Source organism: Kribbella caucasensis (assembly GCF_004361855.1).
Taxonomy (GTDB): Bacteria; Actinomycetota; Actinomycetes; order Propionibacteriales; family Kribbellaceae; genus Kribbella; species Kribbella caucasensis.
The window spans coordinates 187,452-209,761 of the sequence record NZ_SNWQ01000006.1 but is presented as its reverse complement, the minus strand read 5'-3'; the positions used below and the strand labels follow the sequence as shown (position 1 = coordinate 209,761).

The following is a 22,310-nucleotide window of genomic DNA, read 5'->3' as shown; positions in this document are numbered from 1 at the left end:
CCCAACCGGTCGAAGCATCGGAAACATAACTGCGACCGGGGTTCATCTCCTGTTCAGGCCGGTGTGCGGGCGGTGTGCTGACCCGGCTGGTCGGATAAAGTCCGGGTGTGGTTAACGTCCCCGCCGTCAACGTGCTCCCGGAGCTCGGTACGGCGGGATGGACGTCGGACCAGGCGGTCATGTACGAGATCGCGCAGGAGGGCGTTCGGCAGGCGATCGGTTACTACGCCCAGCTGATCGGGGCGGAGGAGGCGGCCGCCGAGCCGGATGCGGACGCCATCGCGGGCTGGCGGGCGGAGCAGGAGGCATGGGCGGCGCGGGGGCAGGAGCTCACGCCGATGGATTCTCCCGCGGTCAAGCGCACCCGCGCCGATGCTTACGAACTCCTCAGCGAGGACGAGGACGAGGACGACGCGGAGGACGCGGACGAATCCGAGGTCGGGGCAGATGACCTCGGCGATGACGACGACGACGATGAGGTGCTGGGGGGAGCGTGACCGAGCTCTGGGGGACTGAGCCGGCCGGGGACGACGACCGTCACCTGCTGGACGAGGCGGAGAGCGGGCGGATCTTCCGGGACCGGATCGTGCCCGATCAGCTGAGCGGCAGCGTGCAGCAGCAGCCGGTGGTGACGTTCGTCGGTGGTCAGCCGGGCGATGGCAAGGCCGCGATCACCGCCCTGGTCAAGGCCATCCTGCAGCGCCGCGGGCGTCCCGTCGTACTGAGCGCCGCCGCCTACGAGTCGTACCACCCACGCTTCCACGAACCGATCACCGACGTACCGACGACCGCCGGCAAGTACGTCGAGGCCGACGGCCGCCGCTGGCTCGCGCAGGCCGAGGAGTTGGTGATCCAGGAGCGGTACGACGCGATCATCGAGACCGAGTTCGTCGACCCCGGGGGCTTCGAGGCATCGGCCCGCCGATTCAAGGCGGCGGGGTTCCAGGTCGAGGTCGCGATCCTCGCGGTGCACGAGGCGATCAGCCGCCTCGGCGTACTCGAGCGCCACCTGCTCGCGTTGGAGAACTTCGGCTTCGGCAGCCTGGCGGTGCAGAGCCGCCACGACGCCGGCTACCAGGGTGTACTGCGGGCCGCCGAGCTGGTCGACCGGGGGGAGTGGGCCGACCGGATCGCCGTACTACGGCCGGACGGGCAGCTGATCTACGGCAACCAGCGCGACGCCAACGGGCAGTGGCAGCGACCCGCACGGACCGCCGACCCGATCACCTGGGAGCGGGACCGCCCATGGACCGTCGTGGAGACGCGGGACTTCCTGGACACCGCCTCGGAGGTCGGCCGGATCGGTCTGGCCGCGCCGGTGCGGTGGATCCGGGACGAATCGCTCGAGGGCGCCAAGACAGTGATGGCGATGGCCCGGCCGCGGCTGCACCCCGACGCGGTGACGTTGCACATCGCAACTGCCGGCACCTAGCCCCAGGGAGATGTCGCCCACATCCTGACCACCCGCGCCGCCGCCGACGGCGAGCAGCGATTACCGTGGTGGGTCCTCAGGATGGAGGCGGGACACGGTGTCACAGTCGGTCAGTCGGTGGCTACAGCAGGATTCGGAGCTGCTCTGGCATCCGTACTCCTCGTTGACCGAGCCGTCGCCGGTTCGGCTGGTTCGGGGTGCGTCCGGGGTACGGCTGCAACTGGACGACGGGGCGGGTGGGGTGGTCGAGGCGATCGACGCTATGTCGTCCTGGTGGTGCATGATCCACGGCTATCGCAACCCGGTGCTGGATGCCGCGCTGCACTCGCAGATCGACCGGTTCAGCCACGTGATGTTCGGCGGGTTGACGCACGAACCCGCGATCCGGCTGGCCGAGCGGCTGGTGGAGATCACGCCGGAGCCGTTGCGGCACGTGTTCTTCTGCGATTCGGGTTCGGTGTCGGTCGAGGTGGCGATCAAGCTCGCGCTGCAGTATCAGGTTGCCCGCGGCCACAATGGCCGGACCAGGATGCTGACCGTCCGGGGCGGGTACCACGGGGACACGTTCGCGCCGATGAGCGTGTGTGATCCGGTGAACGGGATGCATTCGCTGTTCACCGGTGCTCTGAAGGAACAGGTGTTCGGGCCGCAGCCGCCGTCGGGGTTCGATCGGCCGGCTGACGATCCGGAGTTGGTGGTGTGGGCCGCAGCGATGGCTTCGGTGGCGGCTCGGCATCGCGATGAGGTCGCGGCGATCATCGTGGAACCGGTTCTGCAAGGCGCGGGCGGGATGTATCCGTACAGCCCGGCGTGTCTGCGCGTACTGCGTGAGTTGGCCGACGAGCACGGCTTCCTGTTGATCCTGGACGAGATCGCGACCGGATTCGGGCGTACGGGCACGTTGTTCGGATCTGAGCACGCGGGGATCGACCCCGACATCCTGTGCGTCGGCAAGGCGTTGACCGGTGGCTACCTCTCGCTGGCGGCGATGCTCTGTACTACGGACGTGGCGCACACGGTGTCGAGTGGTCCGGGTGGGGCGCTCATGCACGGGCCGACGTTCATGGCGAATCCGCTCGCGTGTGCGGTCGCGCTGGCGAGTATCGATCTGCTGTTGTCGCAGGACTGGGCCACTCGGGTTGGCGAGATTTCTCGTGGTCTGGCCGCGGGTCTTGCCCCTGCGGCGGAGCTGCCGGGGGTGAAGGACGTTCGTGTCTTGGGTGCCGTGGGCGTGGTCCAGTTGGCGGGGCCGGTGGACCTGCCACGGATGACGGATGCGGTGTTGCGTCGCGGAGTTTGGGTTCGGCCGTTCCGGGATCTGGTTTACACGATGCCGCCGTACGTGTGCAGCGATGACGAGGTCGCGACGATCGGGGCCGCGATTACCGAGGCGATTGCCGAGGGCAACTGATGTTGGCGGACTGGTTGGGTCCGAAGGCGGCGGCACTGGAGTCGCGCGGGTTGACCCGGCGGCTGCGGGCACGATCGGCAGGTGAACGGCTGATCGACCTCGCCGGCAACGATTATCTCGGCCTGGCATCCGATCCGCGGGTGGTCGACGCCGCGGCCGACGCCGTCCGGGTTTGGGGGACCGGAGCGACGGCGTCCAGGCTCGTCACCGGTACGACGGCTCTGCACGAGGAACTGGAGACGTCGCTGGCGGCGTACACCGGGCACGAGTCGGCCCTGGTCTTCTCCTCCGGGTATCTCGCCAACCTGGGCGTGGTCACGGCGCTCGGCGGTCCGGGCACGCTCGTGGTCTCTGACGACCACGTGCACGCATCGCTCATCGACGGCAGCCGGCTGTCCCGGTCGCGGGTCGAGGTGGTTCCGCACAGCGACGTCGATGCGGTCGACAAGGTACTTGCTGAACGCAACGAGCCACATGCGCTGATCCTGACCGAGTCGGTGTTCAGTGTGCTCAGTGACGAGGCGCCGCTGGAGGAATTGTCAGCGGTAGCCCTTGTGCGTCAGGCGGTTCTGGTGGTCGACGAGGCTCATGGCTTGGGTGTGAGCGGTGGTGGTCGCGGGTCGGTTGCCGCGGCCGGGCTTGCGGGACTCGATCATGTGATCGTCACCATGACGTTGTCGAAGGCAATGGCCAGCCAGGGCGGCGTCGTGCTCGGTCCCTTCTTGCTGCGCGAGCACCTGATCAACCGGGCTCGCTCGTTCATCTACGACACCGGCCTCAATCCAGCCGCCTGCGCCGCTGCCCTCGCCGCGCTCCACGTTCTGCAGGCCGAGCCTGACCGCCCGGCCGCGATCCACACCGCCGCCGCCCGCCTCGCCTCGGCCTGCGGGGTAGCGCCGTCCGCCGGTGCCGTCGTATCGGTTCCGATGCCTGGTCCTCGGGAGGCGGTTCGCGCCGCCGAGGTGTGCCTGGAGGACGGCGTCCGGGTGGGATGCTTCCGCCCACCCTCGGTTCCGGACGGCATCTCCCGGCTCCGCCTCACTGCACACGCCGGTCTCTCGGACACCGACCTGGACCGGGCCTGCACCGTCATCGTCAACGCGATCGGCCGGTCCACATGATCCTCTTCGTCACCGGTACCGACACAGGCGTCGGCAAGACCGTTGTCACCGCCGCGCTGGCCGCCCGTGCCACTGGCTCGGTGGCAGTGGTCAAGCCCGCCCAGACCGGCGTCACCGCCGATGAGCCCGGCGACCTGCAGGAGATCGAGCGCCTCACCGGCCGCGCCGACCTGCACGAAGGGATCCGCCTGCTCGACCCGCTGGCCCCGACCACCGCCGGCCGCCGCCAAGGTCTGGCCCTGCCGTCCATCGAAGCCCACGCCAAGACCATCGAGGACCTGGCCGCCGACCACGAACTCGTCCTGGTGGAAGGCGCCGGTGGACTCTTGGTCGGCCTCGACGAGGCGGGCCGAAACCTCGCCGACCTGGCCGCCCACCTGGCTTCGACCGACCCCGACGCCGCGGACGCCGGCACTTCGGCCGCCTCGTTCGCTTTCGTCGTCGTCGCCCGCGCCGGTCTCGGCACCCTCAACCACGCCGGCCTGACCGTCGAGGCCCTCCGTCGCCGCAACCTCCCGATCGCCGGGCTGGTGATCGGCTCGTGGCCCGCCGATCCCGACCTGGCCGAGCAGTGCAACCTGGAGGATCTGCCGGCGATCACCGGCGTACCGGTGATCGGGCGGATTCCGGCGGGAGCGGGGGAGTTGGAGCCGGCGGAGTTCCGGGCCGGTGCTGCGACGTGGTTCGACCGGTCGTGGCGATGAGGGCGGGAGACGGCTGCCCGGCGCGGTACGACGAGTCGCTCGGGTACTGGGTCGTCGACGATCCGGCGCTCGCCCGTGAGGTGATGCTGGATCCGGAGACGTTTCGCCCGGAGAACGCCGTACTGGCACACACGCCCTTGTCGGTGAAGGCGCTGCGGGTGTTGTCGTCCGTGGGATTCGCCCTGCCGCCGACGCTGGCCAACAACGCAGGCCCGTCACACCGCCCCATCCGTGCCGCCGTCGCCCGCTTCTTCAGCCCCGCCCGCGTCGCCGCGATCGAGCCGCTGACCCGAGAGTTGTTCACCGAGCGCGTGAACGCCGCCCAACGCCGGCTGGCTGACGGTCCGCTGGATCTCGTTGCCCAGGTGGCCGCCGAACCGCCCGCGCTGGTGGTCCTCGAACTACTCCGGCTGCGCGACGTCGATGTACCGGCTCTGAAGGAGTGGAGCCTGGATTCGCTGGAGCTGTTCTGGGGTTGGCCGGATGAGGACCGGCAGCTCGAGTTGGCGCACACCGCGGCCGAGTTCTACGCCTGGTTGCGTCAACGCGTGACGGCAGCGCGAGCCACGCCGGAGGACGACCTCTTCGGCGTACTCGTCCAGCTCGGCCTGCGCGACGAGGAGATCTGTGCGGTCGCGTACTTCCTTCTGATCGCCGGCCAGGAGACCACGACGCAGCTCATCTCCACCGCCTTCCAGCGCTCACTCGGCACCGTCATCGATGACACTGCCGCAGTGGTCGAGGACGTCCTACGCGAGGCGTCCTCGGTCCCGACCTGGCGACGAGTCACGGCCGAGCCGACCACGATCGGCGGCGTCGACCTGCCCGCCGACGCCCCGGTCTTGCTCGGCCTCTCCGGCCACGGCGGACCCGCTGACCTCGCGTTCGGCATCGGCATCCACCGCTGCCTCGGCGCCACCCTGGCCCGCCTCGAAGCCCGGGTCGCCCTCGAAACCGCCGCGCCGTTGCTCGCCCGAGCCCGGCCGCTGGAACCCGAGCCGCCGATGATCGACCTGCTCTCGTTCCGCGCGCCGAAGCGCCTGCTCGTCGCCGACTTCGATTCGTAACCGGCAGTAACACTTCGGACAACTGATGGCCCTACCGTCGCCCGCGTGAGCCTTCCCCCTCGCCGCCGGGTGCGGCTGTGGTTCGGCGAGTACCAGTTGGCCGACTACATCGGCGAACCGGCGTCCGCGGCCCGCCACGAAGCCGCCCTCCGCCGCCGCTTCCCCGGCCTCGAGGTGACCAACCTCCCGCTCGGGGAGCCGACCGAATTGCGGGCCGGGCAGCTGGCACCGATACCCTTGCCGCGTGACCGCAGTGGAGCATGAGCTGGTTCTCGTCGTGGATTTCGGGGCGCAGTATGCGCAGTTGATCGCGCGGCGGGTGCGCGAGGCCAAGGTGTACTCCGAGATCGTGCCGCACTCGATGCCGGTCGAGGAGATGCTGGCGCGCGGGCCGAAGGCGATCATCCTGTCCGGCGGACCACAGTCCGTGTACGCCGAGGGCGCGCCGCGGGTGGAGTCCGGGTTGTTCGACGCGGGCGTCCCGGCGTTCGGGATCTGCTACGGATTCCAGGCGATGGCGCAGACGTTGGGCGGCGAGGTCCGTCGTACCGGGCTGCGCGAGTTCGGCCGGACGCCGGTCACGGTGAGCTCGGCGGGCACGTTGCTGGCCGGGATCCCGGAAGACCTGAACGTGTGGATGTCCCACGGTGACGCCGTACACGCGCCGCCGGCCGGGTTCGCAGTACTGGCCGGCTCGGAAGGTGCGCCGGTCGCTGCCTTCGAGGATCTGGACCGTCGGCTGGCCGGGGTTCAGTGGCACCCGGAGGTGCTGCACTCGCAGGCCGGGCAGGCCGTGCTCGAGCACTTCCTGTACGACATCGCGGGGTGCGCCGGCGACTGGACCACCTCGAACGTGGTCGACGAGCAGGTCGAGCTGATCCGGCAGCAGGTCGGTGACAAGCAGGTGCTGTGCGCGCTGTCCGGCGGTGTCGACTCCGCGGTCGCGGCGGCCCTTGTGCACAAGGCGATCGGTGACCAGCTGACCTGCGTGTACGTCGATCACGGCCTGCAGCGCGCGGGTGAGTCGGAGCAGGTGGAGAAGGACTACGTCGCCGCCACCGGGATCCGGCTGGAGGTGGTCGACGCGGAGGACCAGTTCCTCGGTGCACTGGCCGGAGTGACGGATCCCGAGCAGAAGCGGAAGATCATCGGCCGCGAGTTCATCCGCACCTTCGAGGCGACCGCGCGCAAGCTGGACGCCGAGCGGCACATCGAGTTCCTGGTCCAGGGCACGCTCTACCCGGACGTGGTCGAGTCCGGCGGCGGCGCCGGGGCGGCGAACATCAAGTCCCACCACAACGTCGGCGGCCTGCCGGACGACCTGGAGTTCGCCCTGATCGAGCCGCTCCGCACGCTCTTCAAGGACGAGGTCCGCGAGCTCGGCCTGGCCCTCGGCCTGCCGGAGGCGATGGTCTACCGGCACCCGTTCCCGGGTCCGGGCCTGAGCATCCGGATCGTCGGCGAGGTCACCAAGGAGCGCCTCGACATTCTCCGCGCTGCCGACCTGATCGCCCGCACCGAACTCACCGCGGCCGGCCTCGACCGCGACATCTGGCAGTTCCCGGTCGTCCTCCTCGCCGACGTCCGCTCGGTCGGCGTCCAAGGCGACGGCCGCACCTACGGCCACCCCATCGTGTTGCGCCCGGTCACCAGCGAAGACGCCATGACCGCCGACTGGGCTCGCCTCCCGTACGACGTACTGGAAAAGATCTCCACCCGAATCACCAACGAGGTCGACGAAATCAACCGCGTCACCCTGGACATCACCAGCAAACCCCCCGGCACCATCGAGTGGGAGTGACCCTCACCCCTCGGTGAGTTGTGCCTCCAGGGTTGCGGCTTCGTGGTCGCGGCCCTGGGTGCGTAGGCGGTCGGCCAGGAGCCAGCCGGTGCGGTACCACTGGTCGTCGCCTGGGAGCAGGGTCTTGAAGATCTGCTCGAGGGACTTCTCGTCGGTGGTTCCGTGTTCGGCGATGAGGAGCTTGGCGTTGAGGAGTTGGGGTTCGAAGCCGCCGCGTTCGTAGTGGGTGGCGGCTTGGGCGGCTTCGGTAACGGCGGTGGCGTAGTCGCCCTGTTGCATCGAGAGCATGGCCAGGTCCCAGTGGATGCCGGCTCGCTGGAAGAGTACGGGCTCGTCGGCTGAGGGCAGTGCGTCGAGGACCGGTACGGCGCGGGCGAGCACCTCGCGGACCAGGGAGAACTCGCCTGCGTAGCGAGCGGATTGGCCGGCCAGGCGAAGGGCCTGCACGTATTCGATGGGCAACTCGGCGGTCTCGAAGTGTTCGGCGGCGGCGAGGAAGACGTTGATCGCCTCGTTGTCGCGGTCGAGGCGTTCGAGCAGCATGCCCTCGTCCTGCCGGGTCATGCCGAGCCAACCCGGGTGAGCGTCGGCGGGCGCGGTCGTGAGCAGTTCACGGATCTGGGTGAGCGCGGACTCCAGCTCGCCGAGCGCGCGGTACGCCTCGATCAATACGCCGCGAACGTCGGCCAGCAGACTCGCCAGCTCAGGGTCGCGCAGAGCGGGCATCGCCTCTTCGGCAGTCTCGGCGGACTCCAGCGGGCGACCGGTGAAGAGGTAGGCGCGAGCGAGTTCGAGACGGCAGATCGCCAAGTGGACCTCGGCATCCGGCGTACCGACGGCAAGCGCGATCGCCTCCTCCAGATCGCCTACCGCTTCATCCGGACGGTCCAGGGCGAGCCTTAGCCAGCCGCGCTGACGGTAGGCGAACGACCTGGGCAGCTGCTCGATCGTCGCGATCCCGGCCGTCGCCGCTTCCTCGGCCTCCTCCAGCCGTTCGGCCTGGATCAGCAGGTTGCACTGCAAGATCGCCGCGCCCGACTGCAGGTCCGCCTCGGTATCCGGGCGGGCACGCAGTACGGCCAGCTCGCGCAAGGCTTCCTCGGATCGCCCAGCCTGGGCAAGCATCGTGGCCAACGAATACTGCCACCCACCGCGCCGACGGGGCTCGTCCTCCTCGATCAGCTGCCGCAGTGGCGCCTCACCGGTCGCCAGACCCTCGTCCACACGCCCGTGCTCGGCCAGCAGACGACCGATCCGCCCGCGGTCACGCAGTACGCGGATCTCGTCACCTAGTTCGGTGTACAGGCCGATCGCCTCGCCCCATGCGTCCATCGCGATGTCTGGCGTGTCGTGGGCGGACAGCCCCTTGCCGTCGAGCAGCCGGGCCCGGTCGAGCGTCGTACGGTCGCCTTCGGGGACCTCCTGCTCGAACGCCTCCCAGGCGGCGATCGCCTCGCTCCGGCGGTCGGTCTGCCATGCTTCCTCGGCCCGATCCAGCCAGCCTCGACCGGTTGCCTCCGGCAACGGCGTCGGCTCGGCGGCGGGCGAGACCTGCTGTGTCTGGGAACGGACCTGCGCGCGGCGAGCGGTCTCGGACAGCGGCAGGTACTCCGTCCACGGTTCGGCCGCGAAGATTTTGCGGACCTCGTCGCTCTGGTGAGTCGTCCCGTTCCGCGAGTCGAACTGCGCCGCCAACTCCATCGCCTGCTCGGCCAGCTCTTTGGCGAGCTCCGCAGCCGGTATGTCGTCCGCCTTCGGCCGCCGGATCATCACGTCGACCTTGCTCAGCGCCAGCGACGCCGCGGCCGCGAACTCCATCGCCGCGAACGGACTCGGCGGATCCGCGAGATCGATCAGGTGCCGCTCGACCAGTTCGATCGCGCGGGTCTCGTTTCCGGTCCGCGCGCAGAAGCGGATGTGGTCGGCGTACGAGCTCAGCTCACCCGGTTGACCGCGGACCACCCGATAGGCCCGCCGATGCGCGTCCACCGCCTCGGAATACATGCCCTCGGCAACATAAGCCGGCAGCAGCGCGGTCAGCATCTGCTGCGGCTGCTCGGCGCACGTCAACGACCCGTCCAGTACGCCGACCGCCAGCGCGACCGCGTCGGCCGTGCGACCGGTCGCGGTGAGGTGCTGCACCTTCTGCGTGGGATCACAGCCGAGGCAGTCCGACAGGTCGTCGCGCGGCGCGGTCGACCACAGCCGGAACTGCTCTGCTGCCGCCGCGGCATCCCCGATGTGCGCAGCGACCTGCCACCGGTGCTGGTGCACCGCGTGCGGACTGTGGCCGCCCTGCCGCCACCGCCGCTCCATGTCGTCCAATACTGCGTACGTCTGGTCGAGTGGGACTTCGGGGAACTTGGTCAGCGTGCTCGGCGCGTACTTGAAGCACCACATGAACGTGTGCGAGTGGCGCTGGTACTTGGCCGGATCCTTGTCCCACTCCGCCACACACCGCGCGAACGGCACCAACGACTTCCGCGGCTCCCCGCCCATCACGTACGCCGTGACGAGCTCCAGCCGCGCGAAGAACGCGAGGTCCTCGTCCGTCGTGGCATCGACCCGCCGGACCACGTCCTCGACCACCGCCGACCGGGCCTTCCCGAACGGCATGCTCTTGGCGCGGTGCAGCCGATCCAGCAGATCGTCGGTCATCTCGTCGGGTCCTCCGAGGTAGGCACGGCCTGGTCCAGCAGGCCGAGGAACGACCGGTTCACCAAGGCGGAATCCGCCGGGCCGATCGGGTGATAGCCGAGCATCAACGCGTGCCCGTACAGCCCTTCCACCGCGAGCTTGACCAACTCGGGGTCGCCGCCCAACGCGGCCATTCGGCGTACGAGTGGACTGCGGTGGTTCAGGACGAGCTGTGGGCGGCTGTCTTCGTGGGTGTCGAGTACGCCGAGCACTTCGGACCAGAGCGCGTCGGCGCGGTCCTTGGTCGCGCGCAACTCGGTCGCGAACTGGGCGGATCGGTCGACCAGGTAGATCGCGGGCAGCCCGGCCGGGTCGAACGCGCGGACCACGACCTCGCAGCCGACCTGGTCGAGCGCCTCCTGGGCGAGCCGGACGAACGGACGCAGGTCGAGCTCGGTCTGCGGGTCGAGACTGTCGAAGCTGGTGCTCAGCTCGGTCGGGTCGAACCTGCTGGTGACGAGCCCGGGAACCACATCGGGCAACCGGTCGAGCAGTTCGGCGTCATACGTGTAGCCCGCGTTCACCACGGTGAGCTGCTGCGCCGCCGCGACCGCCGCGAGCTGACGGAACTCGTCGACCGTCGCGACGTACCGGATCTCGCCGAGTCGCTCGTGCAACTCGGCGGCGGTCATCCGGCCGTGGTTCGTCTCGAACTTGAGCCAGCGGTACACGAGCCGGAGCATCTCGTCGTCGTGCAGCGCGAGCGCTTTGACACCGAGCTGGTGGATGGCGAGGAAGCGGTCCAGCTTCTGCGGATCCGTGCTGCCGAGGCGGACCAGCCAGCCGCGGAGCTGAGCGCCGAGTGCGTCCCGGGTCGCCTCGAGGTTGCCGTCGTCGAACAGGGCCTCGCGGCTCGCGGTCGGCCGGAGCTCGGCGGTGTCGATCACGGCGCGGACGAAGAACGCCCAGTCGGGCAACAACCCTTCCACGCCTTCGGCCAGCAGCATCCGCTTCAGGTAGACGCGGTGGGTCGCGCGCTCGGCCGGGTTCGCCGCGAACGGCAGGACGAAGGCGACCCCGGTCAGTCCTGCGGCCGGGTTGTTCAGCGGGATCACGTCGAACGGGGTGAAGCCGAGGTTGTCCTGCGCGTAACCGACGAGATCGGCCTGGCCGCTGCCCTCCCACGGCGCGTTGCCGTCGGTGACCTGCTCGCCGTTGACCGTGATCTGGTACGGGAGGAGATCGCCGAACAGCTTGACCAGCTCGCGGGCCGTGGCCGGCTTGAACCATTGCTCGGCCCCGCGCCTGGCCTTGAGCGTGACGGTGGTCCCCGTTTCGGTCAACTGTGGGGCCTCGTCGATCGTGTAGCGGCCGTCCGCGGTACCGATCCAATGGGTGGCCGGGTGACCGGCCGGCTGGGTGATCACCTCGATCTCGTCGGCGACCATGAACGCGGACAGCAGCCCGATGCCGAACTGCCCGAGGAACTCGGTCCGGGCGAACCCGATCTCGTCCCGCTTCGAACTCCGCCCGATAGTGGCCAGCAGCTCCCGTACTTCGGCCGGCCGCAACCCGATCCCGGTGTCGGTGATGCTCAACGTCTGGTCGTCGACCCGGATCGCGATCCGCCCGGGCGCGTCGGGCTCCTTCTCGCGGCGCGCGGTGATCGCGTCCACGGCGTTCTGCAGCAACTCCCGCAGGTACACCCGCGGACTGCTGTAGAGGTGATGACTCAGCAGATCGACAATGCCCTGCAAGTCGACCTGAAAGTTCTCGCTACCCACTCGCCAGCCCTCTCCCGATCCACCCCCGACGGCCCGGGCCACGCTACGGCATCTCCGTTCCACTCCACCCGGGAGCCAGTCCGAGCCAGTGGGCCAGGTGCTGGATCTCGTGGTGGAGTTCGTCGGTCATCGCGGTGGTGAACTCGACGTCGCGGTGGATGGCGTTGATGCGGAGTACGCCGGTGTCGCGGTCGGCGGTGGCGTCGAGCTTGCCCACCAGGCGGTCGCCGTACAGGATCGGCAGCGCATAGAACCCCCAGCGGCGTTTGGCGGCCGGCTTGTACATCTCCAGCTGGTAGTCGAACTCGAAGAGGTCGACCATCCGCTTCCGGTCGTGGATCAGCCGGTCGAGCGGCGACAGCAACGCGAGGCGGGGTTTGAACGGCTGGCCGAGCAGGGCCGGATCGACTCGCCAGTTGCCCCGAACGCCTTCGATGACAGCGGGTTCGCCGGCCTCCTCGACGTCCAGCGGCTCCACCGGGCACTCCGGTCCGCGGAGCCGGGCGATGCCGAGGGCACGCAGCCGGCGCTCGTTGCGGATCTTTGTGGATTCCTCCAGCGGCACGACGGGGTCGTCGGGGTACACGCGCTCGGCCAGATCCCACAGCCGGTCACGGCCGCTGCGTCCGGCGACCGCGACCTCCCCGCGCTGCACCATGAACTCCAGCAGCTGACTGACGTTGCGGTTGTTGGTCCAGCCGCTCGACTTCCAGGGTTTCGCGCAGGTGTCGGGGAGATCCCGCACGGTCAGCGGGCCGTCGGAATCGAGCCGATCGAGGATGTCCAGGCGGCACGCCTCGTTGGCCTGCACCCAGTCCCGCCGGTATTCCTGCCAGTCGAGCAGCTCACCGGTCCCGGGCCACGCCGCCATCTCGGCCCGGTACAACGCGAGGTCTTCGCTCGGCCGGACCATCCCCTGGAGCTCGAGCAGCGTCCGGTCCGCCAACGACTTCGTCAGTTCCTTCGGCGAATACGACGAACCGAGCCGGCTCCAGGCGACCAGATCCGCATTCGGCGCGATGGCCGCGGTCTGGTCGATCTGCAGCAGCGTGATCCGCCGGACCAGGTCGAACAGATTGGCTGGACGACGGTGGTCCAGCAACTGGGCGCGTACTGCGATGCGGCGCGCGTCTGTGCGGGAGAGCTCATGCACGGCCATGATCGCGAGATTACTTCGCCGGCCGATCAGGCGCCTGCTTCGATGCCGTCCAGGAGCCGGGTCAGGCCGTAGTGGTAAGAGTCGGCGTTGACGTCCTCCCCGTCCTGATGGATGAGGATTCCAACTACTACGTAGAGGTAGCTGTTGAGGTTCACGCTTCGGCGAGACCCGTATGGGCGTCTCTCGGCGTGCGCTGACGGCCCGTCCGGCCGCGATGTTCACTGCAGCGTTCACGTCCGCATTCGCCCGATGCCCGCAGGCCACGCACCGGATGACCGCTTGGCTCTCGCGGTTGTCCGGTGCGCATTGCCCACACACGCTACAGGTCAGCGACGTGTACGCAGGATTCACTTTCCTCACCCGGCCCGGAGTCTTGTGCTCCAGCCGGGCCACCGTGGCGCCCCAGCCATTGGCCAGAATGCCCCGGTTCAGTCCGGCCTTGGCCCGGCGACGGTTCGGCAGGTACCTCCCTGGTCGTCGGGGGTCGGGTTTCGGTTTGGGTCGCCGGGTCATCGGCGCGATCCGCAGGTCTTCGACCCGGATGACGTCGAATCGGCGCGCGAGGTCGGTGCTGGTCTTCTCCACCCAATCCTCGCGACGGTCGCCAGCATGCCGCCCGAGCCTACGGCGCAGGAACTTACGGGTCGCCCGGGCAAGACGTACCGCCAGTGGGCCACCGAGAATGCGGCGGCCTTTCAGCGGAGTTGAAAGCCAGGCGAACATGTGTTCGACTGTAGCGCATGAGGTGGGCCGGACAGCAAATCGACGCCGAGACCCCGGGGACGCTGCCGGGGCTCGGCTCGATCGCGGGGTTGGTGCGGAGCGTGACCACGCCGGAGTTCCAGGGGATCACGTTCCACGAGGTGCTGGCCCGCTCGGCGCTGAACTCGGTGCCGGGGTCGACCTTGCCGTTCAACTGGACGATCAATCCGTACCGCGGCTGCACGCACGCCTGCCGTTATTGCTTCGCCCGGCCGAGTCATCGCTATCTGGAGCTCGACGAGGGCCGGGACTTCGACCAGCAGATCGTGGTGAAGACGAACGTGGTGGAGATCCTGCGCCGCGAGCTGGCCCGGCCCTCCTGGTCTGGTGAACAAGTTGCCCTCGGCACCAACACCGATCCGTACCAGCGGGCCGAGGGGCGCTATCGGTTGATGCCGGGGATCATCGACGCGCTGGCGAGCTCGGGGACGCCGCTGTCGATCCTGACCAAGGGGACGCTGCTCCGTCGCGACCTGGCGCTGCTCCAGGACGCGGCCGAGCAGATCCCGGTGGGGATCGGGGTGTCGCTGGCGCTGGTGGACGAGGAGCTCCGGCGCCAGGTGGAGCCGGGGGTGCCGTCCGTGCGGGGGCGGCTGGAGCTGATCCGGGCCGTTCGTGAGGCTGGGCTGCCTTGTGGGGTGATGGTCGCGCCGGTGCTGCCGTGGTTGACCGATTCGGCCGATCAGCTCGATGAGTTGTTGGGGGAGTTGGCGGAGGCGGGGGCGAGCGGGGTGACGATCTTGGTGCTGCACCTTCGGCCCGGGGTGAAAGAGTGGTTCATGGCGTGGCTGGCGGATGAGCGGCCCGACCTGGTGAAGCGGTACGAGTCGCTCTATGCGCATGGCGTCAACGCGGCGCCCAGCTACCGCCACGCCTTCGAGGACAAGGTCCGCCCCCTCCTCGACAAACACGGCTTCGGCAAGGGTTCGCGGCACCGCTCCCGCGCCAGCCCGGCCGCTGCTTCCAACGGGATTGTCGAAGCGTCCGGGGCTGGTTCGCGGTCTGGCTGGGGCGAGCCGCTCGACACCGACGACCGGATCCGCAGGCCGCGCGTTCGGTCGGCAAGGGCCCGCGGTCAACCTGAGACTGAGCCTGCCCAGGAGTCTCTGTTCTGACTGATTGTTAGCGGGCAGTCAGGACTTCGGGGCCGTTTTCGGTGATGGCTACGGTGTGTTCGGCGTGGGCGCCTCGGGTGCCGCTGGCGGAGCGGAGGGTCCAGCCGTCGTCGTCGATGACGTAGACGGTGTTGGGGCCGTGCCAGAACCAGGGCTCGATGGCGAGGACGTGACCGGGGCGCAGCTTGAGCCCGCGGCCGGCGTTGCCGCCGTTCGGGACGTGGGGTTCCTCGTGCATCCGGCGGCCGATGCCGTGGCCGCCGAAGTCGAGGTTGGTGCCGACGCCGGCCTGGTGCCGGATCTCGCCGATGGCGGCGCCGATGTCGCCGATCCGGGCGCCAGTAACCGCGGCGGCGATACCGGCGGCGAGGGCGCGTTCGGTGGTGGCGATCAGGTCGAGGTCCTCGGCGCGCGGCGTACCGACGACGAAGCTGGTGGCGGAATCGCCGCACCAGCCGTCGATCGAGGCGCCGCAGTCGACGCTGAGCAGATCGCCGTCGGCCAGCCGGTAGTCGGTCGGCAGGCCGTGCAGGACGGCATCGTTCACCGACGTGCAGATGACGCCGCTGAACGGGCTGCCCGCGAAGCCGGGCTGGTAGCCCTCGAACAGCGACTCCGCGCCGGCCGACCGCAGGACGTCGCGGGCGACCTCGTCGAGTTCGCGCAGGGAGACGCCGACGGCGGCCTCCTTCTTCACCGCGGTGAGCGCCGCGGCGACCACCTGACCGGCCGCGCGCATCTGCTCGATCTCGGCGGCCGTCTTCAGTTCGACCATCTGCTTCTTCCTCAGCTTCACGGGATAGTTATACCGGTACCATTATCACGCTCATTGGTTCGACCACCGCTCTCTGGCCGGCACCGCGAAGCCCCAACAATTCGGCCCGCAGGAGCGTCTCCTCAGTAGTCCGCTTTCGAGGGGAGCGGCTGACACCGGGGGTGTCGGATGCGTGTGCTGTCGTTATTGCTGGGCCTGGTTCTGCTGGCCGGCTGCGCAGATGTGCCGGGGTCGCAGTCTCACAACGAAGGGCAGAGTGGCTCCTCGGTACCGGGGTCGGCCAGCAGGGTCGACGAGATCAGCCTGGTCGCGACCGGCGACGTATTGCTGCACGAGCGGCTCTGGACCACCGCGCGACGCGACGGGCGCAACGGTGTCTGGGACTTCGCGCCGATGCTGAGCAACGTCAAACCCCTGGTGCAGAAGGCGGATCTGGCCATCTGCCACCTGGAGACCCCACTCGGTACGCCGTACTCCGGCTACCCGCTCTTCCAGGGCCCACCGCAGATCGCGCCGGCGCTCAAGCAGACCGGGTACGACGCCTGTACCACCGCCAGCAACCACAGCTTCGACAAAGGGGCCAAGGGCATCGACCGGACCCTGGACACCCTAGACAAGGCCGGTCTCGAGCACACCGGGACGGCCCGGACGCCACAGGAGGCCGAGACACCCAAGATCGTCACGGTCCAAAGCGTCAAGGTCGCCCTGCTCAGCTACACCTACGGCTTCAACGGCCTGCCCTATCCCAACCAGGAGACCTGGCGAGCCGGCCTGATCGACGTCGCCAAGATCAAGGCGATGGCCCGGAAAGCCCGCACCCAAGGCGCCGAGATCGTCGTGGTCAGCTGTCACTGGGGTGACGAGTACTCGTCCAAGGTCAACCCACAGCAGCGCAAAGCAGCCGCCGAACTCCTTGCCGACAGCAACATCGACCTGATCCTCGGCCACCACGCGCACGTGGTCCAGCCACTCCAGCGGATCAACGGCAAGTGGGTCGCCTACGGACTCGGCAACCTCGTCGCCGCCCATCGAGCTCCGAACCACCCGAAGTCGGAGGGCCTCCTGGTCCGGTTCACGTTCCGCCGGGATGGGGATCGCTGGCGCGCCACCGAAGCGCAGTACGCACCCTTGCTGGTGACCGACACGCTGCCGGTCCGCGTGCTCGACGTGCGGCGTGAGCTCGCCAAGCCGGGGTTGTCCGCGGCCCAGCGAGCCCGGCTGGAGCTTGCACTCCAGCGCACGGCCAAGGTCGTGACGAGGCTGACCGACGCCCCGAAAACCCTTTGAAAACAACAGACGACCTCGCTACGGTCGGCGACATGATTACGTACTTCGTGATGGTCCGTCGTGCCCGCCTCCGGGCAGGCGCGGGGTGCCTGGGGATGGCACCCGCTCGATAGTCGTTGGGCCCAACGGATCGTGGACGCCGCCGGGGTCAAACCCGGTGAACTCGTCCTCGACGTCGGAGCCGGTCTCGGTGCGTTGACCGCGCCGCTGGTCCGGGCCGGGGCCAAGGTGGTCGCCGTGGAGCTCCACCCTGGTCGTGCCGAGAAGTTGCGTCGGCGGTTCACTGATGCGCCGGTGACGGTGGTTCGTGCCGACGCAGCTGATCTGCGGTTGCCGGCCAGGCCGTTCCGGGTGGTCTCCAGCCCGCCGTACGGGATCTCCACCGCGTTGCTGAAGAGGTTGCTGATGCCCGGCTCACGCCTGGTGTCGGCGGATCTCGTGTTGCAGCGGCAGGTGGTGAACCGGTGGATCGAGCACCAGGCTCCAGGGGCCAACCGCTGGAGCCGGTACTACGACCTTTCGATCGGGATTCGCCTTCCTCGTAAGGCTTTCACCCCACCGCCGCATGTCGATTCCGCTGTCCTGCACATCCAGAGAAGATAGAAAGCAGAGAGGGCCCCGTTCTCAGAGGTGAGAAGCGGGGCCCTCGTCGTTCGTCTAACCGTGCCAGGACTTCCACAGTGCGGCATACGAACCCTGCCGCGCGACCAGCTCGTCATGGCTGCCGAGCTCGGTGATCCGCCCGTCCTCGATCACGGCGACACGGTCGGCGTCGTGCGCGGTGTAGAGCCGGTGCGCGATCGCGATCACCGTCCGGCCCTCCAGCACCGCCGCGAGCGAGCGCTCCATATGGCGGGCCGCGCGCGGATCGATCAGCGAGGTCGCCTCGTCGAGCACCAGCGTGTGCGGATCCGCCAGCACCAGTCGGGCCAACGCCAACTGCTGCGCCTGCGCGGGCGTCAACGCGAGCTGCCCCGAGCCGACCCGGGTGTCGAGCCCGTCGGGCAACGCCTCGGCCCACTCGCGGGCGTCGACAGCGTCCAACGCCGCCAGCAGGTCCGCATCCGACGCATCCGGTGACGCCATCGCCAGGTTGTCCCGCAGCGTGCCGACGAAGACGTGGTGCTCCTGCGTGACCAGCGCGACCTGCTTGCGGAGGTCGTCCAACGGCAGCTCGGTCATCCCGACACCACCGACACTGACCGAACCAGTACGCGGCGGGTGGATCCCCGCGACCAGCCGGCCGAGGGTGGACTTGCCCGCACCGGACGGCCCGACCATGGCGATCCGCTCGCCCGGCTGGACGGTCAGGTTCACCCCATGCAGTACGTCGCGCCCGTCGACGTACGAGAACCGCACGTCCCGCGCCTCGACCAGTTCCCCAACCGGCTCCCGGCCGGACGGCGTCCGGTCGTCCGGCACATCGGTGATGCCGAGCAACCGGGCCAGCGCCGCGCCGCCGACCTGGAGCTCGTCCATCCACGAGATCAAGCGGTCCACCGGATCGATCAGCTGGTTGACGTACAGCACCGCGGCCGTGACCGCGCCCAGCGTGACGTGGTTGTTGATGTGCAGCCATCCGCCGAAGAGCAACGTCCCGACCACCGGCACGAGGTACCCGACCTCGACCACGGGGAACCACACCGTGCGGAGGGACAACGTGTACCGCTCCGCCTTGAACGACCCCAGGATGTCCCGATCGGTACGCCGTACGCGCTCGTCGTACCGCCGGAGGGCCTCCACGGTCCGGGCGCCCTCGACGGTCTCGGCGAGCGAGCTCGTCATCTGCGCGTACGCCGCGTTCTCCCGGAGATAGCCGTCCTTCGCGCGGCGCAGGTACCACCTCGTGCTGATCACCAGCACGGGCACCATCGCGAGCAGTGGCACCAGCACCCACACGCCGACCAGCATCGTCGCCACCACCGTGAACAGCACGGTCACGAACGCCACGATCGTCTCCGGTACGGCGAACCGCACGGTCCGGGACAGCGCGTCCACGTCTCGCGAGGTGCGCGACAGCAGATCGCCAGTGCCGGCCCGCTCGACCGTGCCGATCGGCAGCGCGAGCGCATCGTCGACGAAGTCCTCACGCAGCTCGGCCAGCACCTGCTCGCCGAGCGCGAACGAGCGGTACCGCGCCCACCGGGTGAGCAGCGACTGCGCCACGATGAACACGGCGATCACTGCGATCACCTGGTTCACCTTGGCCCCGGTCGTGCCGCGCTGGACGTCCTCGACCAGGCCACCGATCAACCGCGGCGCGGCCAGCCCGGTGATCGCGGCCACGGCGTGCAGCCCGAGCGCGATCAGCAGCGCGCGCGGGTGCCGCCGGGCCAACCGCCGAGCGTGCCGGCGGACATCCGCGGAGTCCGCGACCGGCAGAATCTGCCTCATGCGGGCACCTCCTCGTCCTCGGTTTGCCGGGTGACAGTCCGGCGGTATCGCGGTTCGTTCTCCAACAGATCCCGGTGCTTGCCAACGGCAACGACGCGGCCGGCAGCCACGAAGATCACCTCGTCGACCCGGTCGAGCAACAGCGGGCTGGACGTCAGTACGACGGTGCTCCGGCCTTCCCTGTGCTCCCTCAACCGGTCGGCGATCCGGGCCTCGGTGTGCGCGTCCACCGCGGACGTGGGCTCCACCAGCACGAGCACCGACGGGTCGGCGAGCAACGCGCGGACCAGGACCAGCCGCTGCCGCTGACCGCCGGAGAACGAGCGGCCCTTCTCCTCCACCTCGGAGTCAAGCCCGTCCGTCAGCGCGACCAGGACGTCCTCGGCGGACGCAGTACGGATCGCGGCCATCAACTCCTCGTCCGTACGCCGCTGGTCGGGGTCGAGCTCCTCGCGCAGGGTGCCGGTGAACAACTGCGAACCCGTGTCGCTGACCAGGATCCGCTCGCGCACGTCGGCCCTGGTCGCACTGGCCAGCGTGACCCCGCCGTACCGGACTTCGCTGGCCTCGTCGTACCGGCCGAGCAGGTCGGCCAGGACGGCGGCCCGGTCGGGTTCTGCGGACACGATCGCGGTGAGCAGTCCGTCGCGGGCGCGGATACCGGAGACCGGGTCGACCAGGTCGCCACGGCTCGGCAGGCTCACGGGAGTCGCCGGGTCGGTGACCTCGGGGGTCAGGGCGAGCACGCGGACGATACGGCGGGCGGCCACGAGGGCGCGCATCAGTTGGTTCGCGAACTCGGTCGCCGTGCGCAGCGGGAGCACCAGGAAGGTGGCATACCCGTAGAACGCGACCAGGCTGCCTGCGCTCAGGTCGCCGCGGACGGCGAAGTGCGCGCCGAGGCCGACCACCGCGACCACGAAGATGCCGGGCAGGAAGACCTGGGCGGCATCCAGCACCGACTGGATCCGGGCGACCTTCACACCGGCGGCGCGAACCTGTTGCGACTCGCCGCGGTACCTGCGGGAGAAGGAATCCTCGCCACCGATGCCGCGCAGTACTCGCAGGCCCGCGACGATGTCGGAGCCGAGCGAGTTCAGCTCGCCGACCGCCTCACGCTGGGCGGACTGCCGTCGGTGCAGCGGCCGCAACATCGGGCCGAGCGCGAACAGCATCACCGGCACGCCGATCAGCACCACCAGGCCGAGCGTGGTGGACGACGACAGCAGGATCACCGCGACGACGAAGAACGCGACGATCGAGCCGCTGAACCGGGCCGAGATCTCGAGGATGTTCCCGATGTAGGACAGGTCGCCGGCGCCGATGCTGACCACCTCGCCGGTGGCCAGGTTCTTCGGCAGGGTCGCGCCCAGGTCGGCCGACTTGCGGGTGACCACCTGGACCGTGCGGTAGGCGCCGCTCAGCCAGTTCACCACCGCGAACCGGTGCCGCATGATGCCGGCCAGCGCCTGCAGCACGCCGACCGCGAACAGGATGGCGGTCCACTTCAGCAGCTGCCGGCTGTCGCCCGCGGCGATGCCCTTGTCGATCGCCTGACCGAGGATCGCCGGGATGAACGCCTGCGCGCCCATCCAGATGATCCCGAACGTCATCCCGCCGAGGAGCGTGACCTTCTGGCCGCGCGCAACCCACAGCAGGTAACGCGCGGCTGAACGATGGTCGGCGGTGCCGGGATCGGCCAGCGGAAGCTTTTTCATAACCGCTTCAGGCTAGGTGTCAGCACCGACAGAGCGCATGTGAATTACCGGCCGCGGCGACACGCTCAGCGACGGTCCGACCGGGCTGCGTGTCCGCCGTCGGATCAGAAGACCTTCATCTTGCGTTGGGCAACGGGTTCCCGACCATCCACCTCGACCGCCTGTCCTGAATCCATGTTGGTCATCGCGCATCGGGGAGCGAGCGGATACCGCCCGGAACACACGCCGGCGGCGTACCGCCTGGCTGCCGACCTGGGCGCCGACTACCTGGAGCCGGATCTGGTCGCCACCCTGGACGGCGTCCTGGTGGCCCGGCACGAGAACGAGATCTCCGGTACGACGGACGTCGCGGACCACCCGGTGTTCGCGGACCGGAAGATCACCAAGATCGTTGACGGAGCAGCCATGACCGGCTGGTTCGTCGAGGACTTCACCTACGCGGAACTGTGCACGTTGCGCACCCGCGAGCGGATGCCGCACCTGCGCGCGGCCAACACGGCGTACGACGGTCGTGAGCCGATCCCGACCTTCGACGACGTGGTCGCGGTGGCCCGGCAGGAGTCGGCCCGGCTCGGCCGCCCGATCGGGGTGATCCCGGAGATCAAGCACCCGGCGTACTTCCGTCGGGTCGGTCTGCCGCTGGAGGAACTGCTCGCGGAGCGCCTGATCGCCCTCGGGCTCGGCCCGGACGAGGCGATGGTGCAGTCGTTCGAGCCGACCAGTCTGCGCCGCCTGTCGGTGATGACGAACGTGCCGCTGGTTCAGTTGGTCGACGCCGAGAGCGCCCCCAACGACTTCCTCCGTACCGGTGACGGCCGGACCTTCGCCGACCTGATCACCCCGGCCGGCCTGCGCGAGATCTCGACGTACGCGCAGGTGCTCGCGCCGCACAAGGACCTGGTCATCCCACGGACCCCGAGCGGCGCCCTGGACGAGCCGACCCGGCTGGTGGACCAGGCCCACCGCCTCGGCCTGGCCGTCCAGGTCTGGACCTTCCGCGCCGAACGCCGCTTCCTCCCCACCGGCCTCGACCTCGCCGGCGAACTGACCCGCTTCGCCGCCCTGGGAATCGACGGCGTCTTCGCCGACCACCCAGACGTAGCCGTCACCGCCGTCGGCCGCAGGGCAACCTTGAAGGTCTGA

General features: G+C 69.2%; 19 protein-coding genes and 1 pseudogene. 12 read left to right on the top strand and 8 right to left on the bottom strand.

Annotated features, from left to right (window positions below; genetic code table 11):
• The first annotated feature begins 107 nt into the window (after window positions 1–107).
• The 8 genes from EV643_RS14655 to guaA all read left to right on the top strand — a co-directional run bounded on the left by EV643_RS14655 (window position 108) and on the right by guaA (window position 7,536).
• Window positions 108–497, top strand: a complete 390-nt coding sequence (locus EV643_RS14655) for a hypothetical protein (RefSeq protein WP_166665439.1) — start codon at window positions 108–110, stop codon at window positions 495–497.
• Complete coding sequence (locus EV643_RS14650; RefSeq protein ID WP_133800610.1) at window positions 494–1,432, top strand: zeta toxin family protein; 939 nt, start codon at window positions 494–496, stop codon at window positions 1,430–1,432. The genes EV643_RS14655 and EV643_RS14650 overlap by 4 nt, the downstream gene beginning before the upstream one ends.
• A gap of 97 nt (window positions 1,433–1,529) precedes the next feature.
• Window positions 1,530–2,843: an adenosylmethionine--8-amino-7-oxononanoate transaminase gene (locus EV643_RS14645; protein ID WP_133800609.1), complete on the top strand. Its 1,314-nt coding sequence runs from the start codon at window positions 1,530–1,532 to the stop codon at window positions 2,841–2,843.
• Window positions 2,843–3,964 (top strand): 8-amino-7-oxononanoate synthase, encoded by a 1,122-nt coding sequence (locus EV643_RS14640; RefSeq protein ID WP_133800608.1) that lies wholly within the window; start codon window positions 2,843–2,845, stop codon window positions 3,962–3,964. The genes EV643_RS14645 and EV643_RS14640 overlap by 1 nt, the downstream gene beginning before the upstream one ends.
• A complete protein-coding gene (bioD, locus tag EV643_RS14635) occupies window positions 3,961–4,668 on the top strand; it encodes a dethiobiotin synthase (protein WP_133800607.1) in 708 nt (235 codons plus the stop codon). Before EV643_RS14640 ends, bioD begins: the two co-directional genes overlap by 4 nt.
• Window positions 4,665–5,735: a cytochrome P450 family protein gene (locus EV643_RS14630; RefSeq protein WP_133800606.1), complete on the top strand. Its 1,071-nt coding sequence runs from the start codon at window positions 4,665–4,667 to the stop codon at window positions 5,733–5,735. The genes bioD and EV643_RS14630 overlap by 4 nt, the downstream gene beginning before the upstream one ends.
• A 45-nt stretch (window positions 5,736–5,780) precedes the next feature.
• Window positions 5,781–5,999, top strand: a complete 219-nt coding sequence (locus EV643_RS14625) for a hypothetical protein (protein WP_133800605.1) — start codon at window positions 5,781–5,783, stop codon at window positions 5,997–5,999.
• A complete protein-coding gene (gene guaA / locus EV643_RS14620; RefSeq protein ID WP_370452279.1) occupies window positions 5,980–7,536 on the top strand; it encodes a glutamine-hydrolyzing GMP synthase in 1,557 nt (518 codons plus the stop codon). The genes EV643_RS14625 and guaA overlap by 20 nt, the downstream gene beginning before the upstream one ends.
• 3 nt (window positions 7,537–7,539) lie before the next feature.
• On the opposite strand, the gene EV643_RS14615 is transcribed toward guaA, so the two are convergent.
• The 5 genes and pseudogenes from EV643_RS14615 to EV643_RS45615 form a co-directional block, all read right to left on the bottom strand.
• Window positions 7,540–10,194, bottom strand: coding sequence for a tetratricopeptide repeat protein (locus tag EV643_RS14615; RefSeq protein WP_133800604.1), 2,655 nt, complete (start codon window positions 10,192–10,194; stop codon window positions 7,540–7,542).
• Entirely contained in the window at window positions 10,191–11,957 is a 1,767-nt protein-coding gene (locus EV643_RS14610; RefSeq protein WP_133800603.1) for an HSP90 family protein, read from the bottom strand. Before EV643_RS14610 ends, EV643_RS14615 begins: the two co-directional genes overlap by 4 nt.
• Before the next feature lie 43 nt (window positions 11,958–12,000).
• Window positions 12,001–13,116 carry a DNA glycosylase AlkZ-like family protein gene (locus tag EV643_RS14605; protein WP_133800797.1) on the bottom strand — a complete coding sequence of 372 codons (1,116 nt, stop codon included), beginning with the start codon at window positions 13,114–13,116 and terminating at the stop codon, window positions 12,001–12,003.
• Window positions 13,117–13,142: 26 nt separating this feature from the next.
• Window positions 13,143–13,271 carry a hypothetical protein gene (locus EV643_RS46450; RefSeq protein WP_255512982.1) on the bottom strand — a complete coding sequence of 43 codons (129 nt, stop codon included), beginning with the start codon at window positions 13,269–13,271 and terminating at the stop codon, window positions 13,143–13,145.
• Window positions 13,272–13,341: 70 nt separating this feature from the next.
• Window positions 13,342–13,629: pseudogene (locus tag EV643_RS45615) on the bottom strand (zinc ribbon domain-containing protein); the annotation flags it as partial.
• Between the two features lie 227 nt (window positions 13,630–13,856).
• Here EV643_RS45615 and EV643_RS14590 point away from each other — a divergent pair.
• Window positions 13,857–14,993, top strand: a complete 1,137-nt coding sequence (locus EV643_RS14590; RefSeq protein ID WP_133800602.1) for an Rv2578c family radical SAM protein — start codon at window positions 13,857–13,859, stop codon at window positions 14,991–14,993.
• A gap of 7 nt (window positions 14,994–15,000) precedes the next feature.
• On the opposite strand, the gene map is transcribed toward EV643_RS14590, so the two are convergent.
• The gene (gene map / locus EV643_RS14585) at window positions 15,001–15,768 is read right to left on the bottom strand and encodes a type I methionyl aminopeptidase (protein WP_133800796.1); all 768 of its coding nucleotides are present in this window, start codon (window positions 15,766–15,768) and stop codon (window positions 15,001–15,003) included.
• A gap of 168 nt (window positions 15,769–15,936) precedes the next feature.
• On the opposite strand from map, the gene EV643_RS14580 reads away from it, so the two are divergent.
• Window positions 15,937–17,055, top strand: a complete 1,119-nt coding sequence (locus EV643_RS14580) for a CapA family protein (protein WP_133800601.1) — start codon at window positions 15,937–15,939, stop codon at window positions 17,053–17,055.
• Window positions 17,056–17,115: 60 nt separating this feature from the next.
• Complete coding sequence (locus EV643_RS14575) at window positions 17,116–17,658, top strand: rRNA adenine N-6-methyltransferase family protein (RefSeq protein ID WP_133800600.1); 543 nt, start codon at window positions 17,116–17,118, stop codon at window positions 17,656–17,658.
• A 54-nt stretch (window positions 17,659–17,712) separates the two neighbouring features.
• On the opposite strand, the gene EV643_RS14570 is transcribed toward EV643_RS14575, so the two are convergent.
• Window positions 17,713–19,449, bottom strand: coding sequence for an ABC transporter ATP-binding protein (locus EV643_RS14570; RefSeq protein WP_133800599.1), 1,737 nt, complete (start codon window positions 19,447–19,449; stop codon window positions 17,713–17,715).
• Entirely contained in the window at window positions 19,446–21,167 is a 1,722-nt protein-coding gene (locus EV643_RS14565; protein WP_133800598.1) for an ABC transporter ATP-binding protein, read from the bottom strand. Before EV643_RS14565 ends, EV643_RS14570 begins: the two co-directional genes overlap by 4 nt.
• A gap of 174 nt (window positions 21,168–21,341) precedes the next feature.
• Here EV643_RS14565 and EV643_RS14560 point away from each other — a divergent pair, with 174 nt between their 5' ends.
• Window positions 21,342–22,310: a glycerophosphodiester phosphodiesterase gene (locus tag EV643_RS14560; RefSeq protein ID WP_133800597.1), complete on the top strand. Its 969-nt coding sequence runs from the start codon at window positions 21,342–21,344 to the stop codon at window positions 22,308–22,310.